General features: G+C 45.2%; 20 protein-coding genes, 1 rRNA gene and 2 pseudogenes. 16 read left to right on the forward strand and 7 right to left on the reverse strand.

The genetic code is table 11. From position 1 onward, the window contains the following. Positions 1-117: ribosomal RNA gene (gene rrf / locus ACQQ6X_RS08520) — 5S ribosomal RNA — on the forward strand. Between the two features lie 233 nt (positions 118-350). Here the strand turns inward: rrf and ACQQ6X_RS08525 are convergent. The 3 genes from ACQQ6X_RS08525 to ACQQ6X_RS08535 are packed head-to-tail and all read right to left on the reverse strand — an operon-like array spanning position 351 to position 3,472. Then, positions 351-1,466, reverse strand: a complete 1,116-nt coding sequence (locus tag ACQQ6X_RS08525; protein WP_305168182.1) for a CobW family GTP-binding protein — start codon at positions 1,464-1,466, stop codon at positions 351-353. A gap of 18 nt (positions 1,467-1,484) precedes the next feature. Further along, positions 1,485-2,462, reverse strand: a complete 978-nt coding sequence (locus ACQQ6X_RS08530; protein WP_305168183.1) for a TIGR03943 family putative permease subunit — start codon at positions 2,460-2,462, stop codon at positions 1,485-1,487. Positions 2,463-2,470: 8 nt separating this feature from the next. Next, a complete protein-coding gene (locus ACQQ6X_RS08535; RefSeq protein ID WP_305168184.1) occupies positions 2,471-3,472 on the reverse strand; it encodes a permease in 1,002 nt (333 codons plus the stop codon). A gap of 231 nt (positions 3,473-3,703) precedes the next feature. On the opposite strand from ACQQ6X_RS08535, the gene ACQQ6X_RS08540 reads away from it, so the two are divergent. From ACQQ6X_RS08540 to ACQQ6X_RS08600, 13 genes and pseudogenes are all read left to right on the forward strand, one after another. Then, on the forward strand, positions 3,704-4,792 hold the full coding sequence (locus ACQQ6X_RS08540; protein ID WP_305168185.1) for a CobW family GTP-binding protein: 1,089 nt from the start codon (positions 3,704-3,706) through the stop codon (positions 4,790-4,792). After that, entirely contained in the window at positions 4,789-5,901 is a 1,113-nt protein-coding gene (locus ACQQ6X_RS08545) for a FecCD family ABC transporter permease (RefSeq protein ID WP_305168186.1), read from the forward strand. The genes ACQQ6X_RS08540 and ACQQ6X_RS08545 overlap by 4 nt, the downstream gene beginning before the upstream one ends. Further along, positions 5,898-6,719, forward strand: coding sequence for an ABC transporter ATP-binding protein (locus ACQQ6X_RS08550; protein WP_305168187.1), 822 nt, complete (start codon positions 5,898-5,900; stop codon positions 6,717-6,719). The genes ACQQ6X_RS08545 and ACQQ6X_RS08550 overlap by 4 nt, the downstream gene beginning before the upstream one ends. 33 nt (positions 6,720-6,752) lie before the next feature. Then, positions 6,753-7,772, forward strand: a complete 1,020-nt coding sequence (locus ACQQ6X_RS08555; RefSeq protein ID WP_305168188.1) for an ABC transporter substrate-binding protein — start codon at positions 6,753-6,755, stop codon at positions 7,770-7,772. Positions 7,773-7,988: 216 nt separating this feature from the next. Beyond that, positions 7,989-8,696 carry a metal ABC transporter ATP-binding protein gene (locus ACQQ6X_RS08560; RefSeq protein WP_063212555.1) on the forward strand — a complete coding sequence of 236 codons (708 nt, stop codon included), beginning with the start codon at positions 7,989-7,991 and terminating at the stop codon, positions 8,694-8,696. After that, positions 8,642-9,490 (forward strand): metal ABC transporter permease, encoded by an 849-nt coding sequence (locus ACQQ6X_RS08565; protein ID WP_063212546.1) that lies wholly within the window; start codon positions 8,642-8,644, stop codon positions 9,488-9,490. Before ACQQ6X_RS08560 ends, ACQQ6X_RS08565 begins: the two co-directional genes overlap by 55 nt. Before the next feature lie 35 nt (positions 9,491-9,525). Further along, complete coding sequence (locus tag ACQQ6X_RS08570) at positions 9,526-10,521, forward strand: metal ABC transporter substrate-binding protein (RefSeq protein ID WP_305168189.1); 996 nt, start codon at positions 9,526-9,528, stop codon at positions 10,519-10,521. 351 nt (positions 10,522-10,872) lie between these two features. After that, the gene (locus tag ACQQ6X_RS08575; RefSeq protein ID WP_064795764.1) at positions 10,873-11,235 is read left to right on the forward strand and encodes a response regulator; all 363 of its coding nucleotides are present in this window, start codon (positions 10,873-10,875) and stop codon (positions 11,233-11,235) included. An 84-nt stretch (positions 11,236-11,319) separates the two neighbouring features. Beyond that, positions 11,320-11,808: a hypothetical protein gene (locus ACQQ6X_RS08580; RefSeq protein WP_064795763.1), complete on the forward strand. Its 489-nt coding sequence runs from the start codon at positions 11,320-11,322 to the stop codon at positions 11,806-11,808. A gap of 24 nt (positions 11,809-11,832) precedes the next feature. Beyond that, positions 11,833-11,943: pseudogene (locus tag ACQQ6X_RS08585) on the forward strand (VOC family protein); the annotation flags it as partial. 135 nt (positions 11,944-12,078) lie between these two features. After that, on the forward strand, positions 12,079-12,273 hold the full coding sequence (locus ACQQ6X_RS08590) for a hypothetical protein (protein ID WP_305168214.1): 195 nt from the start codon (positions 12,079-12,081) through the stop codon (positions 12,271-12,273). Positions 12,274-12,286: 13 nt separating this feature from the next. Next, positions 12,287-12,622 (forward strand): YolD-like family protein, encoded by a 336-nt coding sequence (locus ACQQ6X_RS08595; RefSeq protein ID WP_305168190.1) that lies wholly within the window; start codon positions 12,287-12,289, stop codon positions 12,620-12,622. Positions 12,623-12,735: 113 nt separating this feature from the next. Continuing rightward, the gene (locus ACQQ6X_RS08600) at positions 12,736-13,080 is read left to right on the forward strand and encodes a cupin domain-containing protein (protein ID WP_063212541.1); all 345 of its coding nucleotides are present in this window, start codon (positions 12,736-12,738) and stop codon (positions 13,078-13,080) included. Between the two features lie 104 nt (positions 13,081-13,184). Here the strand turns inward: ACQQ6X_RS08600 and ACQQ6X_RS08605 are convergent. Next, positions 13,185-13,816 (reverse strand): annotated as a pseudogene (locus ACQQ6X_RS08605) (aminoglycoside 6-adenylyltransferase). 311 nt (positions 13,817-14,127) lie between these two features. Between ACQQ6X_RS08605 and ACQQ6X_RS08610 the strand changes: the two are divergent. Further along, on the forward strand, positions 14,128-17,262 hold the full coding sequence (locus tag ACQQ6X_RS08610; RefSeq protein ID WP_305168191.1) for an S-layer homology domain-containing protein: 3,135 nt from the start codon (positions 14,128-14,130) through the stop codon (positions 17,260-17,262). Between the two features lie 108 nt (positions 17,263-17,370). Here the strand turns inward: ACQQ6X_RS08610 and ACQQ6X_RS08615 are convergent, their stop codons facing one another. The 3 genes from ACQQ6X_RS08615 to ACQQ6X_RS08625 all read right to left on the reverse strand — a co-directional run bounded on the left by ACQQ6X_RS08615 (position 17,371) and on the right by ACQQ6X_RS08625 (position 19,724). Further along, positions 17,371-18,120 (reverse strand): class I SAM-dependent methyltransferase, encoded by a 750-nt coding sequence (locus ACQQ6X_RS08615; RefSeq protein WP_369425896.1) that lies wholly within the window; start codon positions 18,118-18,120, stop codon positions 17,371-17,373. Positions 18,121-18,336: 216 nt separating this feature from the next. Further along, a complete protein-coding gene (gene hslO / locus ACQQ6X_RS08620) occupies positions 18,337-19,218 on the reverse strand; it encodes an Hsp33 family molecular chaperone HslO (RefSeq protein WP_305168192.1) in 882 nt (293 codons plus the stop codon). A 29-nt stretch (positions 19,219-19,247) separates the two neighbouring features. Beyond that, positions 19,248-19,724: an Rrf2 family transcriptional regulator gene (locus tag ACQQ6X_RS08625; protein WP_142614806.1), complete on the reverse strand. Its 477-nt coding sequence runs from the start codon at positions 19,722-19,724 to the stop codon at positions 19,248-19,250. A 246-nt stretch (positions 19,725-19,970) separates the two neighbouring features. On the opposite strand from ACQQ6X_RS08625, the gene ACQQ6X_RS08630 reads away from it, so the two are divergent. Then, positions 19,971-20,984, forward strand: coding sequence for an LLM class flavin-dependent oxidoreductase (locus tag ACQQ6X_RS08630; protein ID WP_305168193.1), 1,014 nt, complete (start codon positions 19,971-19,973; stop codon positions 20,982-20,984). Positions 20,985-21,099 lie beyond the last annotated feature (115 nt).

Genomic DNA, 21,099 nt, shown 5'->3' on the forward strand with positions numbered 1-21,099 from the left:
TTTGGTGGCGATAGCGGAGGGGTTCCACACGTACCCATCCCGAACACGACCGTTAAGCCCTCCAGCGCCGATGGTACTTGGACCGCAGGGTCCTGGGAGAGTAGGACGCCGCCAAGCAAATCATAGTGTGACTTTACAGAGTCATGCTCAGGCTGTCGAGAAAGTCTCGACGGCTTTTTTTATTTCCAACCACTCTACATGGTATCCTATAAGGTACATACTGCGTATATACAAATTCATAATAAATAAAAAAAGGCTGTCCCCTGACTTTTAATGGTCAAAGGAACAGCCTTATAATTTAATTTCGTGAACATTCCAGAAGGAATTTTCGTCTCGAGCCGAATTGTGGATTACAGCGACAAGAAGCACTGTTCCCATTGGTCGGTAATGGATGCTTTGTCAAGCTGTTCTCCAATGAGTGTGACATATCCCTGATTCACAGGAAGTGCCGTGGGCTGCCACTCTAAGTGACTGCCTGAAAATTGCAAAAGCATTGTACCTTCCTCCGGAAGGACACAATAACCTTTTGCTCGAAGCAGCGAGGAGCCTAGTCCGGTCAGAAAGTCTTCCAACCGTTGCTTTTCCAATGGTTGAGGAGAATATTGATGCAGTGTTAGGCTCTCTAGACGGGAAAATGAATGGGGCTGGTTGGAAGCAAAAGTATGGTTAGGACTGTGATGATGTGCAGAAATCACTTTGAATGCCGTACTTCTGGACACACTGTCAGATCTTTCGATATTTTTGACTGGAAATGCTACGTATGACGCCTCTGCTTCGTTCGGCTGAGTCAGTGCTGATGCAGGTTGAGATATCTGTACAGGTTTCGCGCCAACGGATATGGAGGTCAATACAGGCTCCAGCAGTGGTTCGAGATCAACCCGGCTGTATTCAGTAGTTTGCAGCTTGGCTGTATTGTTAAGCTTGCGGATATTCTTGACGACCTTCGCAACTTCACGGCTACTTGCGACGTCTGTTTTGTTCACCACAATGAAGTCGGCGGTGCGAAGCTGTCCGTGCAGAGTCCGAACCAGCTCCTTGTCTGCGGTGAAGCGGCTGTTGTATTCGTGGAACAGCTCAGCATCTACAACGCTGATACTGTGAACCAGATACAGTCGATCTGCCAGCAATGGGGAGCGAAGCTCCTCCAATACCTGCTCGGGGTTGGCTACCCCGGTGGTCTCCATGAAGATCACATCTGGCTTTTGGTTAAGCAGGGTATGCAGTGCCCCAGCCAGCTCATTTCTTTTGCTGCAACAAATGCAGCCTTCTAGCAGTCCCTCCACTGTTACGTCAGGCATTTCCGCTGAAATAATAGCGCTGTCTACATCATATTCGCCCATTTCATTCATTAAAACAGCTGGATGAAGGGGAATTTGGCGGGTATGGGCTAACAGCCGCAAAAGTAGTGTTGTTTTGCCGCTTCCAAGAAAACCACTGATTAGTATAACAGGAACCTTGCTCATCATTTTTCCTCCTTGGTGGGTTTAGTGTGCTGTATTCAAACGGTCATAGGTAGCTACCGAGTCTGCTTGCGTATAGACATAAGGGGATTTCGGTTGCTCGACAGTCGTTATTTTATCAGATCGAATTTCAAGTATGGGTGCGTTACCCTTTTGCGTTGCATGAAGTGTCCCTTCAATAGTCACCCAGGTATCTTTGTCAAAGGACGGAGGGTTCTGGGATTGGACGATAATTCCGAATGGCATGGCATCGGCAGTACAGCACATAACAAGGAATCTTCCTACTGCGAATAGGCCTTTACCCAGTAGGGTGTCGTCTTTATAAACAAAGCCAGTCACCTGTACTTTTTTTCCTTCAAAGGCGTGCTTATATAGTTCGATCGCTCCTATAGTTTCGGAGAAAATCTCCGGCTGGATCTGTATAATGGGTTGCTGATACAGACGTTTCGCCAGCTCGGCAAATTCTACATTGTACTTATCAGGTGGAACGAACAGCTTATCCAATGCTTCTTGACTCCATTTGCCCTTTAGAGGGAGCGAAGTTGGAGTAGAAGATGCAGTTGATAAAAGGGAGGAGGCGGGTGTGTTCGTGGTTCGTATGTCTGTTTTTCGCCGGATATCCGGGTTGGGATAGGTGAAGGACATGCCTTTTTTGGCTGCCATATCACTGCCAAGCGCTTGGTTGGGCAGCAGTGAACCGAACAACAGCGGAATGAGCAACATTCCATATACGAGTGTTTTTTTGAACCAGCTCTGCGGTAACGGATGTTCACAATCGCAAACATCTTCACCTTCCTGCCCACCGACGATTACGTGCCATACCATCGCCAAGGCGATGAACATGAGTGGCACAGGACAGAGCAAAAGCAGCTTTTGCATATGCGGAGCCAAGTAGTAATGAAGTGCACTCGTGTGTTGTAATGTGATGATGTATACAGCTAATCCGATCATGAGCAAGGAGCGCATGCCATATTGGCAACGGATACTAAAAGTTGAGTTCACGTCTATGTTCACCTCCCCAATAACCATTCAGCAGTTATAGAGCCTATCAGGACGAGTACAACAATAAGCAAGCCCAAGATCATGACAAATTTGGTGCGGAAGGTGCTTAGCAGCATGAGTGTGCCTTTGAAATCAAGCATTGGGCCGAGTACAAGAAAGGCTGCCAGCGGGCCCAGTGTAAAGGTATGCGAAAAAGCAGTAGCTACAAAGGCATCGGAGGTGGAACACAGCGACAGCACGTAGGCAAAGCCCATCATAAAGGCGTACGAGCCGACCGTTCCATTGCTTAACGAAAGCATTTCATCACGTGGGATAAAGGTTTGGATGGAAGCAGTCAATAATGCGCCGATAATGAGATATTTACTCATGTCCAAAAACTCGTCACCAGCATGTACAAAAAAGCCCCGCCAGGTGCGGTTATGCCGATGAGTTGGATTGTTCTGCTGCTGTTGGTTGAAGGAAAGTAACGACCGTTTGAGCGGATGCACACGCACACAGGCATATACGATCAATCCGATAATCGCGGAAACGGCAAAGGCCAAAGCCATTCGCACGACAGTGATCTCTGGGTGGGAAGGGAAAGCCATCATCGTCGCAGCCAGTACTACCGGATTGATAATAGGCCCACTTAAGATAAAAGTGATACCCATATAGGCAGGCATTCCCTTGAGCATTAATTGGCGAACGACAGGAATCATGCCGCACTCACAGATGGGAAATAGCATACCTAGCAAGGAGGCGAGCAGGACACCTGGTACAGGATGCGCAGGGGCTATTTTGCGAATCCATGTTTCCGGTACAAGCCACTGCAAAAGGGATGAGACAAGCACACCGATCAGGAGAAACGGAACAGCTTCCAGAAAAATACCCATAAATATTGTCTTTAATGACTGTAGCTGCCCTATATCTATCAAACGAAGCCACTGAGGAGATAGCGTAATAAGTACAGGGATGAGAAAGGCAAACGGAATCATAAAAGGCAGCATCTTCAACAGCGTACTGTTTTTCATTCCACATCTCCTTGGGAATAAGGGTTCTTATCTACATCCTATGTCTACGGTGGGACAATCATGCTGGCGGATTAGGCCTAAATCACCTCCTATATTGACAATTCAAAGTGAAGTCATATATATTTATGTTTATTAATAGTAATTATTACGATTAAAATTTGATAAATGATTGCAAGAAGAAAACTTTTACGGTACGATCCATATTAGTGCTGTAAAGACAAGGAGGATTATATGATACCGATTGTTGTTTTATCCGGGTTTTTGGGCAGCGGAAAAACAACTCTTCTTCAGCATGCGCTGGCTTACTACAAGGAACGGGGTCTCAAGCCAGCTATTTTGATGAATGAGTTGGGTGATGTTAATCTGGATGGCAGTTTGGTGAACGACCAAGCCCCCATGAAGGAAATGCTCAGTGGCTGTATATGTTGTACTATTCGCGGGGATTTGGGCGTCGAGCTTATGAATCTTGCCGAGGAATATAAACCAGATGTAATTATTGTAGAATGTACCGGAGTGGCTAACCCGATGGAGATCGTAGATGCAGTGACAGATGCTTCTATATATTCTTCTATGGTTTTACAATCCGTTATTACGGTTATGGATGCGCGTCAATTTTTGGATTTTTCCTTGGGGAGTGAGAGAAACAAGTCGTTTCGTCTAATGCAGGATCAGCTGCGGTGCGCTTCCAAACTGGTTATTAACAAGACTGATTTGTTGACTACGGGAGAATTGCAGAAAGTACAGGCCCTTGTAAAAGAATTAAATCCTTATGCTTTGACTGTAAGCACGGAGCGGAGTGACGTAGATTTGGGTGCTTTTTTCTCCATTCAAGGAGAGCAGCGGATGGATGTTTCGCGGAAAAAGGATTCCATAGTTGATATTGCGAACGATCATCATCATGCGGAAAATCGTTTTCACACGTATGGTCATGACGACCATACAGAGCATCGTCCTCATGACCGTCATGAGTCTGAGCACCACGACCATGACCACAAATACGGAGAGCACTATCATTCCTACGATCATGTAGTTGTTCATACGCATTTTTTTGGACAACCTGTGTCACGTTTTGAGTTTGAACAGTTGTTCCGTAGTTTGCCTGCTGAAATTTACCGAGCCAAAGGAATTGTTCGGTTCTTGGAATCGGAGGGTCAGATGATGTTCCAATTTGCCTATCGTGAACTGGAAATCATTCCGATTCGACCGCAAAAGCCAGTGAACGATGTAGCGGTTATTATGGGCGAGAATTTCTCTGCTTCTGAGATCGGAGAGCGATTAAAAAAGCTGGAAGCGGCCGCAAAGCCACTGGCTAGTTCATGAGTTCGAGAACAAGCAGCGTTTATTCATCCCAACCTAATTCTCAAGCTGACCTAGCAGGGAAGACTTCATGGGGATTTACGACAATTCTGCTGCTGCTAACTGCTGGGTTAGTGCTGTCCGTTACACTCGCGGTCATGCTGGGTCCTGTGGCTGTCGCTCCAGGGACAGTATGGCGAATTGTGCTGTCCCATCTTCCCTGGCTGGATCAGTGGATACCTGTGACTTGGAGCAAACCGGAGGAATATATCGTCTGGGAAATTCGCTTTCCGCGCGTACTGCTAGGGGTTGTCGTAGGAGCAGGGCTTGCTGTTACCGGAGCAGCTATACAGGCATTAATTCGTAATTCGTTAGCGGATCCCTATATTTTAGGAGTCTCGTCGGGAGCGTCAGTGACAGCGACGGTAGTTATTGTGTTGGGGGCTTTTGGATTTTTGGGACGACTTGCATTGCCCTTATCTGCTTTTATAGGCTCTTTAGCTGCAATGCTTATGGTGTTCGCGTTGGCCCGTGTGGCCGGGCGTATATCGACGACCCGCTTGCTGTTGGCAGGGGTAGCGGTATCTATGATGCTGTCGGCTGTGACCAGCTTTATCGTTACGATGGCCCCGAATGAAAAAGGCATCCGTGACGCGATGTATTGGATGATGGGAAGTCTGGCGGGCGCTCAATGGGATACGCTTTTCATTCCAAGCCTCATTGTAACCATTGGAACAGCTGTCCTTCTGACCCGGTACCGTTCACTGAATGCATTGTTAACGGGGGAAGAAGCTGCCGTAACGCTCGGTGTAAATGTACAAACGTTCCGCGTATTATTGGTTGTTGTCGCTTCTCTTTTAACTGGCGCAGTCGTATCAGTCAGTGGCTCGATTGGCTTTGTCGGGCTTATGATTCCACATATCGTTAGGCTAATAGTAGGATCGGATCATCGACGTGTCCTGCCCGTGAGTCTGTTAGCGGGAGCTGTTTTTGTCGTGTGGGCAGACGTATGTGCCCGGCTCGTGCTTGCTCCGCAGGAGCTGCCGATTGGTATTGTAACAGCTGTGTGTGGCGGACCCTTTTTTGTATGGCTGCTGCGGCGTAGTTCCTACTCGTTTGGAGGCGAAAAATGAATATAGAAGTCGAAGACGTGACCTTCAGTATTCACGATAAACGGTTGATCGACAGCATCAGTCTCCAGGTAAAAATGGGGGAATTGGTTGGACTGATCGGTCCCAATGGCAGCGGTAAATCGACGTTGCTTAAAAATATGTATCGTGTACTAAGACCTGACAGTGGTTTAGTGACGCTGGATGGTCGGGATTTACTGCGGATGAAGTACAAAGAAACGGCACGACAAATGGCCGTAGTGAGTCAGGATGCGCCCCAAACGTTTGATTTTTCAGTACGAGACATCGTCCTGATGGGCCGTCATCCCCATAAGAGACTGTTGGAAGCAGATAACGCCCTTGATCATGAGCTGGTTGAGCAGGCGCTGGAGCGGGTGGGGATGGAAGCTCAGGCGGATCAAAGTTTTGCTACTCTGTCGGGCGGTGAAAAGCAACGGGTGCTGATCGCCAGAGCTTTGGCTGGACAAGCGGAATTTCTCATTTTGGATGAGCCGACGAATCATTTGGATATTCGATATCAGTTGCAAATTCTCGATTTGGTCAAAACACTTCAGATCACTACTTTAGCTGCGTTGCATGATTTAAATTTGGCGGCATTTTATTGTGACCGAATGTATGTATTAAAAGAAGGCAAAGTTGTCGCTTCTGGCATAACGGAGGATGTGCTTCAGCCTGGCCTGTTGCGCAGTGTATTCGGGGTGGAGACAGAAATTTGCGTCCATCCGAAAACCGGGAAACCGAGTATTATTTTTTTACCGGATTCTCTCAGAGGTGGAGCCGCCCACGACATTAACAGAACAAATGGTGATCCGATGAAGTAAGATAAACTGTGAATGGAAGAGGAGACGTTACATATGAATAAATATAGAAAACCTACATTACCGCTGGTTGTGCTTGTTTTGGTGATGCTGTTATTATCGGCCTGCACATCAGGAAACACGGCTAAAACCACAAATTTATCTGCAAACGGACAGCAACCTGACGCATCGCAATCAACGACCGGGGAGAAGGCAGTAGAGATTGAAAATATGGGTGTAAAAATGGTATTTCCCGAAGCGCCCAAACGCGCGGTTACATTGAACCAGCATGCAACAGAAGTTATGCTGGCCCTTGGGCTGGAGTCTTCTATGGTAGGAACTGCATATTTGGATGACCAGATTTTACCTAAATATAAGAATCAATATGATAAAATCCCGGTTCTGGCCAAACAATATCCGTCCAAAGAGGTATTTATGGCAGCTGCACCGGATTTTGCCTACGCGGGCTGGAAGAGTGCCTTTAATGATAAAAGCTTGGGTTCCCGTGAGGAGCTTGCCCAACAGGGTGTACAAACTTATGTACAGGAATCCTCCAATAAGCCAGGTCCTATATTAGAAGATGTATATCGGGATATACTAAATATTGGGCGTATATTCCGCGTGGAAAAGCGTGCAGAACAGCTGGTAAATGACATGCGTGCACAAGTGCAGTCCATCCAGACTCAAATTGGTACGGTTGAACGGGCACCCAAGGTTTTTGTCTATGACAGCGGCGAAGACAAGCCATTTACAGCTGCGAATAATTACCTGACATCTTTGATTAAAAGTGTGAAGGCGAAAAATATTTTTGATGATATCGACAAAAGTTTTACGGAAGTAAGCTGGGAAGAAGTCGTGAATCGCAACCCTGATGTTATTGTCATTCTCGACTACGGAGACACCTCATTGGCTGATAAAGAAAAGCTGCTGTTGAGCAAGCCCGCGCTGGCGGGTGTCGAAGCGATCAAAAACAAACGGTTCGTGGTGTTGCCTTTATCCGCAGCGGCTGAAGGTGTGCGCGCACCGATTGCATTGAAAACGTTGGCTGCAGGCTTGTACCCGGACAAAGTGAAATAGACAAACAAAAGGGTTGCCAAAACATTGACGAACCTTGCCTAAACTGTTAAACTTGCTAATGCGTAAAGGTTACGTTTATCAAGTGCTTATTTTTTTAATGCCAAATCGTAATAATTACGGTAGATGGCTTAACGATCATAAACGACCTGGAGAATCTGCGTTATGATGACCGCTCAGATGGCTCCAGGCTTTTTAAAGGAAAAGGAGATTTGCGTCATGTTATTGGCCTCATTGGAACAGGTCACATTTGGCTACGGAGATGTTCCTAACTTGGTGGATGCCAATGTTGAAATTTTCTCCGGAGAATTTGTGGCTATTACCGGACCGAATGGTGCTTCCAAATCGACGATGCTCAAGTTGCTGCTCGGTTTACTTCAGCCTTGGAAAGGCAAAGTGTTTATGTCCGACCGTACAGGTGAAGGCAAAAAGCTCGTTGTCGGATTTGTATCACAACAAATTGCTGCTTTTAATGGAGGTTTTCCAAGTACTATTCTGGAATTTGTCCGTTCAGGTAGATATACGCATGGCTCTTGGCTGCGCCGGATGCGGGCTGAGGATCATGCTTTGACAGAGCAGGCGCTTCGTCAGGTAGGAATGTGGGATTTACGGCATCGTAAAATCGGCGAATTGTCTGGTGGACAGAAGCAGCGTATATGTGTGGCGAGGGCGCTTGCTCAGGAATCGGATTTGCTCATTTTGGATGAGCCTACGACCGGAATGGATCAGGAAAGTCGATATCACTTTTACGATCTGATGAATCAGCAGGTTAAGCAATATGGAAGAACTGTAGTCATGGTTACCCATGGACTATCGGAAGTGCAACATTATTTGGATCGTATTATTGAGCTTGAAAGGAAGGAAGATGGCGGATGGAAATGCTGCACTACGACTTCATGCAGCGGGCATTTTGTGCCGGTGGGGTAATTGCACTGCTGGCCTCGGTGCTTGGAGTATACCTGATGCTACGGCGCCAGGCTCTCATGGCGGACATGCTATCGCATGTGTCGCTGGCAGGGGTGGCAGCAGGTGCCTATTTAGGCATTAACCCGACGATCACCGGATTTGTTGTGGCCGTGATCGGCGCGATTATCGTTGAATATGTTCGTAGGTCTTATAAAACGTACAGTGAGATTTCTGTGGCTATTATAATGGTAGGCGGTCTCTCGACGGCTGTTATTTTAATGAATCTGAATCAGAGCATCAACAAAGGATTTTCAGCTTATTTGTTTGGCTCGGTAGTAGCTGTCAATCAGACCGAACTGATGTTGATGATCATTGTGGCTATCATCGGAGGTATTTTCTTTTTCGTGTTCCGGCGCCCTTTGTATCAGATTACCTTTGATGAAGAAACGGCAAAGACTAATGGTCTTCCTGTCAAGTCTATCTCATTTGCGTTTAGTATTTTAACAGGGATGATTGTAGCCGCAGCCATGCCGATTGTTGGTGTGCTGCTTGTTTCCTCGCTAATCGTACTGCCCGCTGCGCTGGCGATTCGAATTGCACCAAGCTTCGCGGCAGCTATCTGGATATCTATGATCACCGCATTGATCGGCGTATTTATGGGATTATCCGCATCCTATGAACTCAGTACACCCCCAGGGGGAACCATTGCTATGGTGCTGTTATTATTCCTGATCATAGGAGCTAGTATTCAAAAGCTGGTCCGTAAGCTCGGCAAGCAACAGGCTTCCCGACGTAAGAATGCGGCAGGCCAGTGAGTGTATAAAAAACTATCACATAAGGAGTTATGAATATGAATACATGGTTCAAAAAATCATTTGTATTGTCTGCAGGGCTAGCACTTATTTTGGCCGGTTGCGGAGCTAAATCTGATCATGCAGCCACGAATGCATATCAAGCCGAATCTAATCCGGCTCAAACAGCGGACAGTGGTAAAAAGCTGAATGTGGTCACTACGTTTTATCCAATGTATGAATTCACCAAGCAAGTTGCCGGAGATCATGCTAACGTAACTGCGTTGATTCCTGCGGGTGCTGAGCCGCATGACTGGGAGCCAAGCGCCAAAGATATGGCACAGGTTAAGGATGCTGATGTATTTGTTTATAACGGGATTGTCGAAGGTTGGGCAGAACAGGCTTTGAGTAGTGCATCAAATGACAAGCGTGTAGTCGTGGAGGCAAGCAAAGGATTGAACTTGATGGAAGGATCTGCTGAGGAGGAAGGAGAAGAAGCACACGCAGAGGAAGGCCATGATCACGATCATGTGCTGGACCCTCATGTATGGCTTGATCCGGTCTTAGCTCAAAAAGAGGTAGAAGCTATAGAAGCAGGGCTTGCAGCAGCCGATCCTGCAAACAAAGCAGACTATGAGAAAAACGCCAATGGTTATATTGCTAAGCTGAAAGAACTGGATACCGAGTTCAAAACAGGTCTGAAAGATGTAAAACGTAAAGACTTTATTACGCAGCATGCTGCTTTTAGCTATTTGGCTAAGCAATATGGTCTGACTCAAGTACCTATTGCTGGTTTATCTCCAGAACAAGAACCTACACCAGACAAGTTGGCAGGTATCATCAAGTTTGCTAAAGAAAATAATGTGAAGACAATTTTCTTTGAAACGTTGGTTGATCCGAAGGTTGCTGAGACCGTAGCTACGGAAATTGGTTCGAAAACGGATGTGCTGAATCCGCTTGAAGGATTGACAGATGAAGACAAACAGAAGAATCTGGATTACATTGGTGTAATGAAAAACAATCTGGAGGCTTTGAAAAAAGCTCTGAATGAATAAGCTTATTTAAACAAATAGTTCGAAAAAGACGTCGGCATGATAGCGGCGTCTTTTTTTGTGTCTGTTTAATGAGATTGTCCCATGCTTCTTTCACTTTTAATTCACTTGCATAGTACTAAGGGTTCATGGAAGTCCTAGTACTTTGTAATCTTCATGCTATAGAGATGATTTACGTCATTGCGAAACGTTTTTATTGAAATTAATGCTGTAGTAGCTAGTTTCAAATTTCTTTTATAATTCAATGGTAGCGTTTTTCTTTTTACAGATTCTTTCTATTAATATAACTAGTTTTTTCACCGATATTGAAGTTTGGACATGCATATCATAAGACAACGGATTGGAGAGGTTAACTTGGCAACAGTCATAATAGTGGATGATTCTTTATTTATGCGTTCTGTGCTCAAGGATATTCTTATGGATTTAGGTCACTCTGTTATTGCAGAAGCGGAAAATGGGTATGATGCGGTTTTGAAATATGCACATTTTCGACCTGATTTAATTACGATGGATATTAATATGCCTAAAATGGATGGACTTGAGGCTGTTAAAAAGATTGTAGAGCTTGATCCTCAAGCCAACATCTTGATGTGTTCTGCTTTGGGTCAGCAGGAAGCGATTATACAAGCATTTAAGGCAGGTGCAAAAGACTTTATTGTGAAGCCATTTGAGATGGAAAGGGTCGTGAATGCAGTCACAAAAATGCTGGATAATTAATGAATCAAGCTTTTAATACATAATTATTGAACATGTTGAAGCGGGAGTTCCATGCTTATTTTTACGAATATGGAGATGAATAGGATGAGCAATCGGGTATTGTCTCAAAAAGTATTTATAGATGAACTGATCGCTACGATCAAGAGTGGGGGGCTTCTTCCTGTAAATTATGAACACCTTGTCAGTGAACAAAGAGAAAAAGTGGATGCTCTTAACAATGAACTCACCGTTCGTATTGAGGCATTAGAGACAGATTTGATCTCTGCTTCGACATTTTCTATTCCGTTTGCCAATGGTGAAATTATCTTTCTTGCTCGACATATTGTACTCATTGGGGATTATACCGAGGGTTACTTTGTGTTCTATCGAGCAGAAGACTGCGAACGCCCAGAGGAATATCAATTTTTAACAAGCTCTTATCAACTTCCTCATATATTGCTCGAACTATCTCATACTTTAAAGGAACATGGTACTAATGAGCCGCTTAATATTCTGACTTATTGGAATGGTCCTGTGTATCCGCTGAAAGATTTGAATAAAGAGGATATTAAGCTGTCCACCTATGAATTTTAAAGCGAGAAATATAACGGCGGCGATTTATCCAATAAAATTGTTAAAGTCGGAGAAATTGTAGATATGCCGTTCGGGAGAGTATTTAACTTTGCAGACCATGAAGACAATTACTTTGCTGTAATGGAAAAAAAGTAAATAATGAATTTATAGGTATGGATATATAAAATCCCTTGAGAGAGTCAACTTCCTCCAGGGGATTTTTTTACATTGATAATCAAACGCATGTTCGCATATAATACAAACAAACGTTCTGATGAGGAGTGGAAAATGATGCTGGAGAAATATGTGGGGCAGATCGTGGAAATCGTGTATATGGACCGAAAGGGCAAACTGTCTCATCGCCGGATAGAAGTGCATCGTGTGCAGAATGGTTTGATCCGGGCCACCTGTTTGCAGTTGGGTCAGCCACGTGTTTTTCGATTAGATCATGTATTGGCATGGCATCCGGTAACCAGAACAGCATAGGAGGGAACTTACGATGGGGAAAAAACTTGAAGGAAACGGCATATGGGAAAGTTCGCGTATGATTTTGCCCGAACATCGGGAGGCATATTTAAGACTGATGAAGGAACAGGGAAGACGCGGCAAGCCAACACTCGACGACCAGGAGATGCAGCAGATTGAACAGGCCATTGTCCTATCCTATAACGAACGGAAGCCTATTACGCTAAGAGTGTTCAATCCGTTTGATGATGAGGAGTTGTGCGGATTGGTTACAGTGATTAACACAAGTCGGCGAGAAGTAAAGCTATCCCGTGGGGAAGAGGATTTTAGCTGGATTAAGTTGGAGGAAATTATCGAGGCGGATATCTAAAACGGTCTGACCAGAGAACATTTTATATTGGTTCAGTCGTTTTTTATATTAAGGTTGTGGCTTTGTGGTTCCAGATTTACAATAAAACTGTAACTGCAAAGGGGGAGTTCGTTTTGAAAATAAGTAAACATAATGCTGAACATTATATATGGGGAGATCAATGTGATGGTTGGCGCTTGGTGAAAAATGATGATTTGAGCATTATTCATGAGCGTATGCCGGGAAACACCCATGAAGTCAGACATTATCATCACCATGCGCGCCAATTTTTCTTTATTTTATCAGGTACAGCGGTACTTGAGGTAGATGGTGAACGAATCCAATTAGGGTCTCAGGAAGGGTGTGAGGTTCCTCCTCTGGTGCCCCATCAAATGTTTAATGAAACGAATGTGGATGTTGAATTTTTGGTTATTTCTCAGCCTGCCAGCAGAGGCGACCGGGTTCTGACCGAAAACTAATATGAGGGGATAGCCCATCCCAAACGGCATTTTGGACAAACAACGTTAGTGTATAAAAAACCAGCCTAGCACATGTAAATCAAGTGCCGGACTGGTTTTTTTCATCAATAGATATCCGTTGCATCTGCAGGGAGAGCTTTTACACGATAGAGATAGTTTGTCACACGTTGATCGTCCTGAATCGGGTATTGATAACCATAATGGTTGGCCACTTTCCGGGCAACTTCTCTGAACAAATTACCCATGATAAAAAGAGACTGCCATATATGTTCATAATCTGCATCTGCAAACGTTTGGATATAGGTCGTCCAAAGATCAGGCTCAAGGTGCTTCTCCAAATATTTCACCTGCTTACCCGGATCTGCCGTGAAGTCGGTTTGTATACCAATACGCCATTCCAGCATCAAGTGAAGCATATCTCTTACAGGTCGATCCAACATGAATTTGGCATAGGGAAGCTCATGCCGCCATAATCCTTTAGCCACATAAGTACTGACCCACCAGAACTCATTACAGGCGTCTGCATAATGATCAATTCTCCAAAGTGGCGAATCCAGCCACGTTCCTGAATAAAGCTATCCATGGAAGATACGAGAAAGACGATATCATAATCCTGGAAAATATCTCGTGGAGCATGTGGATTGGCGCGTGAACCATTCATAATCATGGTACGTACCCGTTCGTCCTCCTGAGCAAATTGGAGAATGGTATGCAGCATCTCTTGTTCACTTCTCATTATAGTCGTCTCCACAAGCGATATCGAAAGGAAAAAAGCGTAGACAAGACAGCAGAAGTAATAATGGCCATCAGATCAAGGATCGTCAAGGAAAACGACCTCCTATAAGTTTTTATCTGGAAAAAGTATCCTACCCTTACAATAGCCTATACACAGAAGCCATTCAAGATTATTTGAATAAAAGGATAGATTGCAACAGAGAAAGGGGCTTGCAGTAATCAAGCTTAAAAGAATTGTTCAGAATTTGTTCAGTGACGACATTGTATAATACCAAGCAGCAATTAAAGATTTATTTCAGTAGGAGGAAAGGTATGCATTTTTGCAAGTCTACTAAACGATTCACATACGCATTAACAGCAGTATCACTAATCTTCTCATCGGCCATCTCGGTGGCAGATGCTGGTGCGGCACCAACCGCACAGCCCAAATTAATCCAAGACGGAACATGGAGCAAGTCTGAGACTTTGATGGATGCTCCAGAAAACTATGTTGGCAGGTCTTCGGATGCAGTGTTAGGTTATTACCGATCAGCAATTCAGTTTAACATGCCTGAGCTGACTGACAAGGTTGTAACGAAGGCAACCTTGCGTATTCATATCTCTTCTATTAACTACACCTTTAACCAGAATCCTTTTTTGACTGTGTATGGATCGACTGCTGATGTTTGGAGCAACGGAGCTTTTCCACTGAACCCGATGGATCAGCCTTTGAATACGAAGACAGGCTCAGACCTTCAAGTAGGCTGGGTTGATTTTGATGTTACCCCTTTTGTACAACAACAGACGGATGATGTTGTCTCTTTTGCATTGCTTGCCAATGAAGTAGGGAACCCTGGAGACTATTCGGAAATTGCATATTCGGCTGATGACAACGGCGTAGATGCTCCCCAGTTGATATTGGAAACAGCAGCTCTGCCCGTTGTATCCAAAATGCCCGAGGTAGCTGCTGTAACCACTGAGGAGGATATCCCGACATCCAATATAACCATTACACCCAACCCGCAAGATTCAACGGTAGTGACACATTATCAAATTACGAACATTATCGGAGGCAGACTGTATCATAGCGATGGGGTAACGGAGATTCCTGATGGAACTTTTATCACGGCAGCAGAAGCCAGCGATGGCGTGAGGTTTGTGCCTACGGCAAATGCCAACAATGCAGCGGGAGACACCTTCTCTTTCGATGTAAAGGCGGCTCAGAGTGCAATGGGGGATGGACTAAGCGATGCTACTAGGGCTGTTGTCCATGTTACGGAAGTAAACGATGCTCCGACAGCTCAAGACCAAACGCTATCCTCCATTTCAGAAGACTCAGGAGAACGGACCATCCCTTTTGCAGAACTGCTTGCGCATGCGTCAGCCGGTCCGAATGAGAATGGTCAACATTTAACAATATCCTCAGTGAGCAGCATCGCAGGAGGCGCTGTACGATTGGACGGAACCAATGTAGTTTTTACACCTCAGCCGGATTTTAATGGAACCGCTGGCTTCTCTTTTACCGTTACAGATGATGGAACATCGAATGGCGCCGCAGTCCCGCTGTCGGTGGTCAAGCAAGCCTCCTTTTCGGTCAATTCCGTCGCTGATGTCCCTAATGTGACAGACGTTTTGACAGAAGAAGACAAGCAAAGCTTTGATGGACTGATCCTCACTCGTAATCAAGTAGATGGATCTGATGTGTCGTACTTTAGAATCTCAAACATCATTGGTGGAACTCTCTATAAAAACGATGGAGTAATGGAAATTGGGGATGGGCAATTCATTTCTGTAACGGATGGCGAAGCAGGGCTAAAATTTACGCCCGATCGTTATGCTAACTCTCCGTCAGGTGACCATTTCAGTTTCGACGTACAATCATCACTAGATGCGGAGGGAACAGGGATCAGCGAGCCCAATCAAGCCAAAATCACTGTAAGTGAGGTAAACAACAGTCCGATAGCTGTGAATGATACACTGCCATCGTTATCGGCAAATGCAGGAACACAATCCATCGCTGTTGATGACCTCTTAGCAAACGACACGGCAGGCCCTGTCAATGAGAGCTTACAACATCTGAGCATCGCATCGGTAGAAAATGCACAAGGTGGAACGGTAGTTCTAGACGGAGCGGTTGTGCTGTTCACTCCAAATTCAGGCTACCAGGGTCCAGCAAGTTTTGATTATACTATGATTGATAACGGTACAACGAACGGAGCGTTAGATGAGAAGAGCTCGACGGCTACCGCTTCATTCACTATCAACTCAGTGCCAACCCCAGATCCAGTGCCAACGCCAGATCCAGTACCAACGCCAAACCCGGGATCAACAGATGATAACTACGCGGAATTACGTCCTTCTATTAATAATAAAAAAATGCTAGTAGGGGATACAGAACGGCTTATAGCCAGCGTTGTAAAATCAGACTCGTCAGAGATTGATGTCACTGATAAAGCAACCTGGACTTCTAGCAACACGAATGTCGCTACAGTTACTCAGGGAGAGATTAGGGCTCTTTCAGAAGGAAACACGGTAATTTCCGCCACATACAGCGGATATAGCTTTAACGTTCCAATTACAGTAACAGCGGTTGTTGCTCCCGCACCGTCCGATAATGCTGGCAGTGATTCCAGTAATTCCAGTAGTTCCAATGGTGGAGGGTCTGGCCATCGAAAAAGTGATAGGTCTAGTGAAGATTTCAGCAACAATACGGCAACCTCAGAGGCTTCATCTTCACCAGTGACTGTACCTACAGAATCAGTAGCTGTACCTGAAGAACGGGTGACCGAACCAGCCGTTCCCGTGCAAGACATATTCAACAGTAATGTAGTGGTTGCAGACAACAAAGTACTGCAGAATATACAATCCAAAGCAGAATCTGCTTTAAATTCTTCTGCTAGTGTTAAACCGTCGGACCTACAAGGACATTGGGCAGAAAAGACGATCGACACGTTTTCAAAGCTGGGTATCATAAATGGATATAAGGATGGAAGCTTCAGACCTGATGGTGAAATTACCCGTGCGGAGTTTTCTGCTATCATCTCTAGAATCTTTGATATTAGTGGTGGAAACCAGCCTGTGGCTTTGAACGATATTGGGAATCACTGGGCGCAGGATGCCATCACCAAACTGACCGCAGCTGAAGTATTAAACGGCTATAAGGACGGTACATTTAGACCAGATCAAACGATCGTTCGTCAAGAAATGGCTGTCATTTTGGCGCGGATCTTGGATTTAGACCGTTTGAAAGGGGACACCTCGAATGAAAAAAGTTTCACCGATCTGTCCACTTCTTTCGCGGCTGATACGATCAAACAGTTGACACAAGCTGGCGTGCTTTCGGGTATAAATACGAGTCAGTTTGGACCTAAGTACCATGCGTCACGTGCTGAAGCCTTGACAGCGATTTATAACGCACTTAGTCTGAATAGCGAAATCAAAACCGTATTGGAAAGTTTGGAGCAATAATTTAGAATGATGTAGAGACGAGCCTGTGTGGCTCGTCTTTTTAGTTAGGAAACAACGTGATAACTGGCATGTTGTACAACCATCCATCAACGATATAATTGATGAGCTTCAAGACTTGGTACCTACTGCAAGCATATGCGGACTCATACCGATCACGAATTCTTGCTCTTCGACCTGCCGTGCTATATCCAGCAAACGTCTGCGATGGGCTGAAATCGCCCACTTTTCTTCAAATCCAGGTGCAATCCAGACAGGACCTTCTACGCCCAGTATACGAGGCTTCGGCAATCCAGCCGCCTGCCAGTCTGCACGCAAAGCATCCGGAGTATGGAAGTAAGAACGTGCGATAAAAGAGGGGTAAGCCGCCGGGCGTATATGCTGACCATCTGTCAGCTCCTGTCTAACCATATCCATGAACGCATCTTCCTCCACAATGGTATTACACTTGCCGTATACCGACAGCCCCCACAGAAGCGAGCCAAACCTGGAGATCGCCGAAGTAATCAGCGTTCCCCCTTTCTTTAGGACACGCGCCGCTTCTTGCAGTGCTTTTACTCGTTCCTTTTGTTCTGTTAAATGATATAAAGGCCCCATCAATAGCACGATGTCTGCGCTTTCATCTTTACGATCAAGATTTCTGGCATCCGCGGTTTCCAGCTTGCTGATAATGGGTTTATTCAGTTGCTGCTGACGAGCGAATTCAATGGCTTGAGAAGAAAGATCAAATAGATGAACTTCATATCCCAGTTCTGCCAGCCACGAAGAGTAGACCCCTACACCACCGCCAATATCATAAATAACGTGAGCGGACTTGTTGAGATAACGAGAAATGATTTCTTTTGATCTTTCCAGCTCTATTTTTGCCTATTTCTGCACCACCATCATAATAAGCCAGAATGTCATGTGTATCTTTTTCGCACATAGCGCACCTCGCTTTAAGTGATTGGAATAATATAACATTAACACTTATATAATGAGCAAGTCTACCGTTTTCAGATAAGGAATCCTTCGGAAGCATTGGGAAAGAAAAGCTGTTCCCGAGTAGTTTGAACTACTTTTGAGAACAGCTCGTAATTAAATGGAGTTTGTTTCCAGCATGCCTTCGAGATCTTCTTTGGTAAGATGATAGTGTGCATTACAAAAATGACAGTGGGCTTCAGCCTGTCCATCGGTACGGATCATGTCTTCTATTTCCTGATTCCCCAAGCTGATAATGGCATTGGTAACTCGTTCTTCCGAGCAGGGACAATGAAATTGTACAGGCATAGTTTCCAATATGTTCATGTTGCTTTCTCCCAAAATCTGACCCAGAATCTGCTCTGGTGTAAGACCTTCCATGACCATTGCGGAGATACTCGGGATGCTCTCAATCCTTCTTTCGATAAAACTGATGATCTCCTCCGGTGTACCTGGCATTAGCTGAATAATAAAACCTCCAGCCGCCTGAATAGAGTTGTCTGGATTCACAATAACCCCTGCTCCTACAGAAGAAGGGATTTGTTCGGATTGGACAAGATAAGAAGTGAAGTCCTCGCCCAGTTCACCCGATATGAGAGGGACTTGTCCAACAAAGGGTTGTTTTAAGCCGATGTCTTTGGATACAATCAGCGCTCCATCTGTCCCTACGGCTCGGGCGACATCTAATTTCCCAATCTGATTAAGCGCAAAATGGGTTTGCGGATTTTTTACGTAGCCTCTAACTTCACCTTTGGCATTGGTATCGACAAGAATAGTGCCGATGGGCCCCCCGCCATTAATCCGGATCGTCAGTTTATCCTCATGTTTAAGCATGGCTCCCAGCATGACGCCCACCGTCATAGAACGGCCCAATGCAGCTGATGCTGTTGGCCAGGTATAATGACGCCGCTGGGCTTCACTTACCGTTTCCGTTGTTCTCACAGCATAAGCTCGCACCTGGTTGTTGTAGGCAAGAGCTTTTACTAAATAATCATTCATGTTCATATCCCTTTCTGTGTATTAAAGTCTTACAACACCATTTTTTCCTGAATCCAATTTTCCAAAGAAGTAATTTTGGCTTCATATCCTTCTTTAAAAAATTCGGCAGATAGTGACGCAATGGTTTCTCTTTTCAGAACGGCCTTCCAGGAATCTTCCGCTTCTTCCATCAAATTGGTCAGTAAACAACACTGATCGTCCTTCTTTAATTCAAGCATATCGTTGTATATGCCGCTGGAAGAATAGAGGGTTTGCTGTCCCTCGATCGCCAGATAAATATCAAATACCCGTATATCCTCAGGTTTTTTCTTTAATTTGAACCCGCCCTTGACACCAGGTACAGAAGTAATCAAATCGGAGCTAACCAATTTTCGTAACAGCTTATGAAAATAAGTAGGTGAAGCGCCTAACTGCTGGCTAATGGCCTCTCCAGGTAAAACCGCTTTATCCGGCAGCATCGTGAGCAGAAGGAGGGCGTAGACAGATTGTTCGACACCTGTTTTCATATGCACTAGCAATCACCTCAATACATTATAACCAGGCTAATATGGATAATCATTATCCACATATGAGCATGATAGACGAGTTGATCGTAAAAGTAAACTGTTTTTTAAACAAAACTAAAAATTTAAATTATTTGCAATTCATAAGGGGACGCATTATTATAGTTGATGCATCAATTGATAGGTCAAAGAATTAAGGCGTTGAAAGAAATACGTAAAATAAATAGTTTGACAGGAGGTTTATATAAAATGACTACGCGGAATATTGCACTATCTATATTAGACCTTGCACCTGTCATTGAAGGCGGTACTCCTGCCGATTCCTTTCGTGATACGGTGGATCTTGCCCAGCATGCTGAGCAATGGGGATACCGTCGCTATTGGCTAACGGAGCATCATAACATGCAGGCGGTTGCCAGTGCAGCTACTTCCGTGATCATCGGGCATGTAGCTGCACATACCAACAAGATTCGGGTCGGCTCAGGCGGTATTATGCTGGCTAACCATGCTCCACTCATGGTTGCAGAGCAGTTTGGAACCTTAGAGTCGCTTTATCCGGGACGAATTGATCTGGGACTTGGTCGGGCTCCTGGCACGGATCAACCTGCAATGAGAGCGTTGCGGCGAGGGCTGCACAGCACGGGAGAAGATTTTCCCGAGCAATTGAACGAGCTGCGTTCTTACCTGAATCCAGCGCTAAACGGAGCCGTTCCGGGTGTAAGAGCGATTCCAGGAGAAGGGATGGATATACCTATCTGGTTGCTGGGCTCAAGCGGATTCAGCGCTCAACTGGCAGGCCAGCTTGGTTTGCCATTCGCGTTTGCTAGCCACTTTGCCCCGGCTCATTTGCTACAGGCGCTGGAATTGTATCATCGCAATTTCCGGCCATCCAAGGCACTGGATCAGCCGTATGTGATGGTTGGTGTGAATGTGGTTGTCGCAGATTCTGATGAGGAAGCCAAACGGCTTTTTACTTCACAAGAACAACAATTTCTAAATGTGCTGCGTGGGTACAGTGGAGGACTAAAACCACCAGTTGATGATATGGAAAAGCTGTGGAGTGAGCAGGAGAAGGAAATGGTTCGCGGCAATATGCTGGGTTATTCAGCAATCGGAAGTCCTGACACCGTCAAGCAAAGGCTGGATTTTATAATCAATCAGACGAGAGCCGATGAGTTGATTACGACCGCTCAGGTATATGATCATCAGGCACGTTTGCGCTCTTACGAGCTGCTAGCCCAAATGATGCGCATAGATGGCTAAATGATGAGTTAAACAAACGAGGCTGTGCCAGAGAGGTTTTTATAACCGATTCTGACACGGCCTTTATTTGTCTGCGTGGAAAATCCTTTTATAGATGATATATGCCTTTTAAGAA

It is taken from the genome of Paenibacillus ottowii (genome assembly GCF_050516475.1).
GTDB classification, from domain to species: domain Bacteria; phylum Bacillota; class Bacilli; order Paenibacillales; family Paenibacillaceae; genus Paenibacillus; species Paenibacillus ottowii.

What these genes read in the sequence shown, in the direction of transcription:
- ACQQ6X_RS08525 (WP_305168182.1), bottom strand. Translation starts at nt 1,466, where the DNA reads ATGATGAGCAAGGTTCCTGTTATACTAATCAGTGGTTTTCTTGGAAGC.
- ACQQ6X_RS08535 (WP_305168184.1), bottom strand. Translation starts at nt 3,472, where the DNA reads ATGAAAAACAGTACGCTGTTGAAGATGCTGCCTTTTATGATTCCGTTT.
- ACQQ6X_RS08540 (WP_305168185.1), top strand. Translation starts at nt 3,704, where the DNA reads ATGATACCGATTGTTGTTTTATCCGGGTTTTTGGGCAGCGGAAAAACA.
- ACQQ6X_RS08545 (WP_305168186.1), top strand. Translation starts at nt 4,789, where the DNA reads ATGAGTTCGAGAACAAGCAGCGTTTATTCATCCCAACCTAATTCTCAA.
- ACQQ6X_RS08550 (WP_305168187.1), top strand. Translation starts at nt 5,898, where the DNA reads ATGAATATAGAAGTCGAAGACGTGACCTTCAGTATTCACGATAAACGG.
- ACQQ6X_RS08555 (WP_305168188.1), top strand. Translation starts at nt 6,753, where the DNA reads ATGAATAAATATAGAAAACCTACATTACCGCTGGTTGTGCTTGTTTTG.
- ACQQ6X_RS08560 (WP_063212555.1), top strand. Translation starts at nt 7,989, where the DNA reads ATGTTATTGGCCTCATTGGAACAGGTCACATTTGGCTACGGAGATGTT.
- ACQQ6X_RS08565 (WP_063212546.1), top strand. Translation starts at nt 8,642, where the DNA reads ATGGAAATGCTGCACTACGACTTCATGCAGCGGGCATTTTGTGCCGGT.
- ACQQ6X_RS08570 (WP_305168189.1), top strand. Translation starts at nt 9,526, where the DNA reads ATGAATACATGGTTCAAAAAATCATTTGTATTGTCTGCAGGGCTAGCA.
- ACQQ6X_RS08580 (WP_064795763.1), top strand. Translation starts at nt 11,320, where the DNA reads ATGAGCAATCGGGTATTGTCTCAAAAAGTATTTATAGATGAACTGATC.
- ACQQ6X_RS08590 (WP_305168214.1), top strand. Translation starts at nt 12,079, where the DNA reads ATGCTGGAGAAATATGTGGGGCAGATCGTGGAAATCGTGTATATGGAC.
- ACQQ6X_RS08595 (WP_305168190.1), top strand. Translation starts at nt 12,287, where the DNA reads ATGGGGAAAAAACTTGAAGGAAACGGCATATGGGAAAGTTCGCGTATG.
- ACQQ6X_RS08610 (WP_305168191.1), top strand. Translation starts at nt 14,128, where the DNA reads ATGCATTTTTGCAAGTCTACTAAACGATTCACATACGCATTAACAGCA.
- hslO (WP_305168192.1), bottom strand. Translation starts at nt 19,218, where the DNA reads ATGAATGATTATTTAGTAAAAGCTCTTGCCTACAACAACCAGGTGCGA.
- ACQQ6X_RS08625 (WP_142614806.1), bottom strand. Translation starts at nt 19,724, where the DNA reads ATGAAAACAGGTGTCGAACAATCTGTCTACGCCCTCCTTCTGCTCACG.
- ACQQ6X_RS08630 (WP_305168193.1), top strand. Translation starts at nt 19,971, where the DNA reads ATGACTACGCGGAATATTGCACTATCTATATTAGACCTTGCACCTGTC.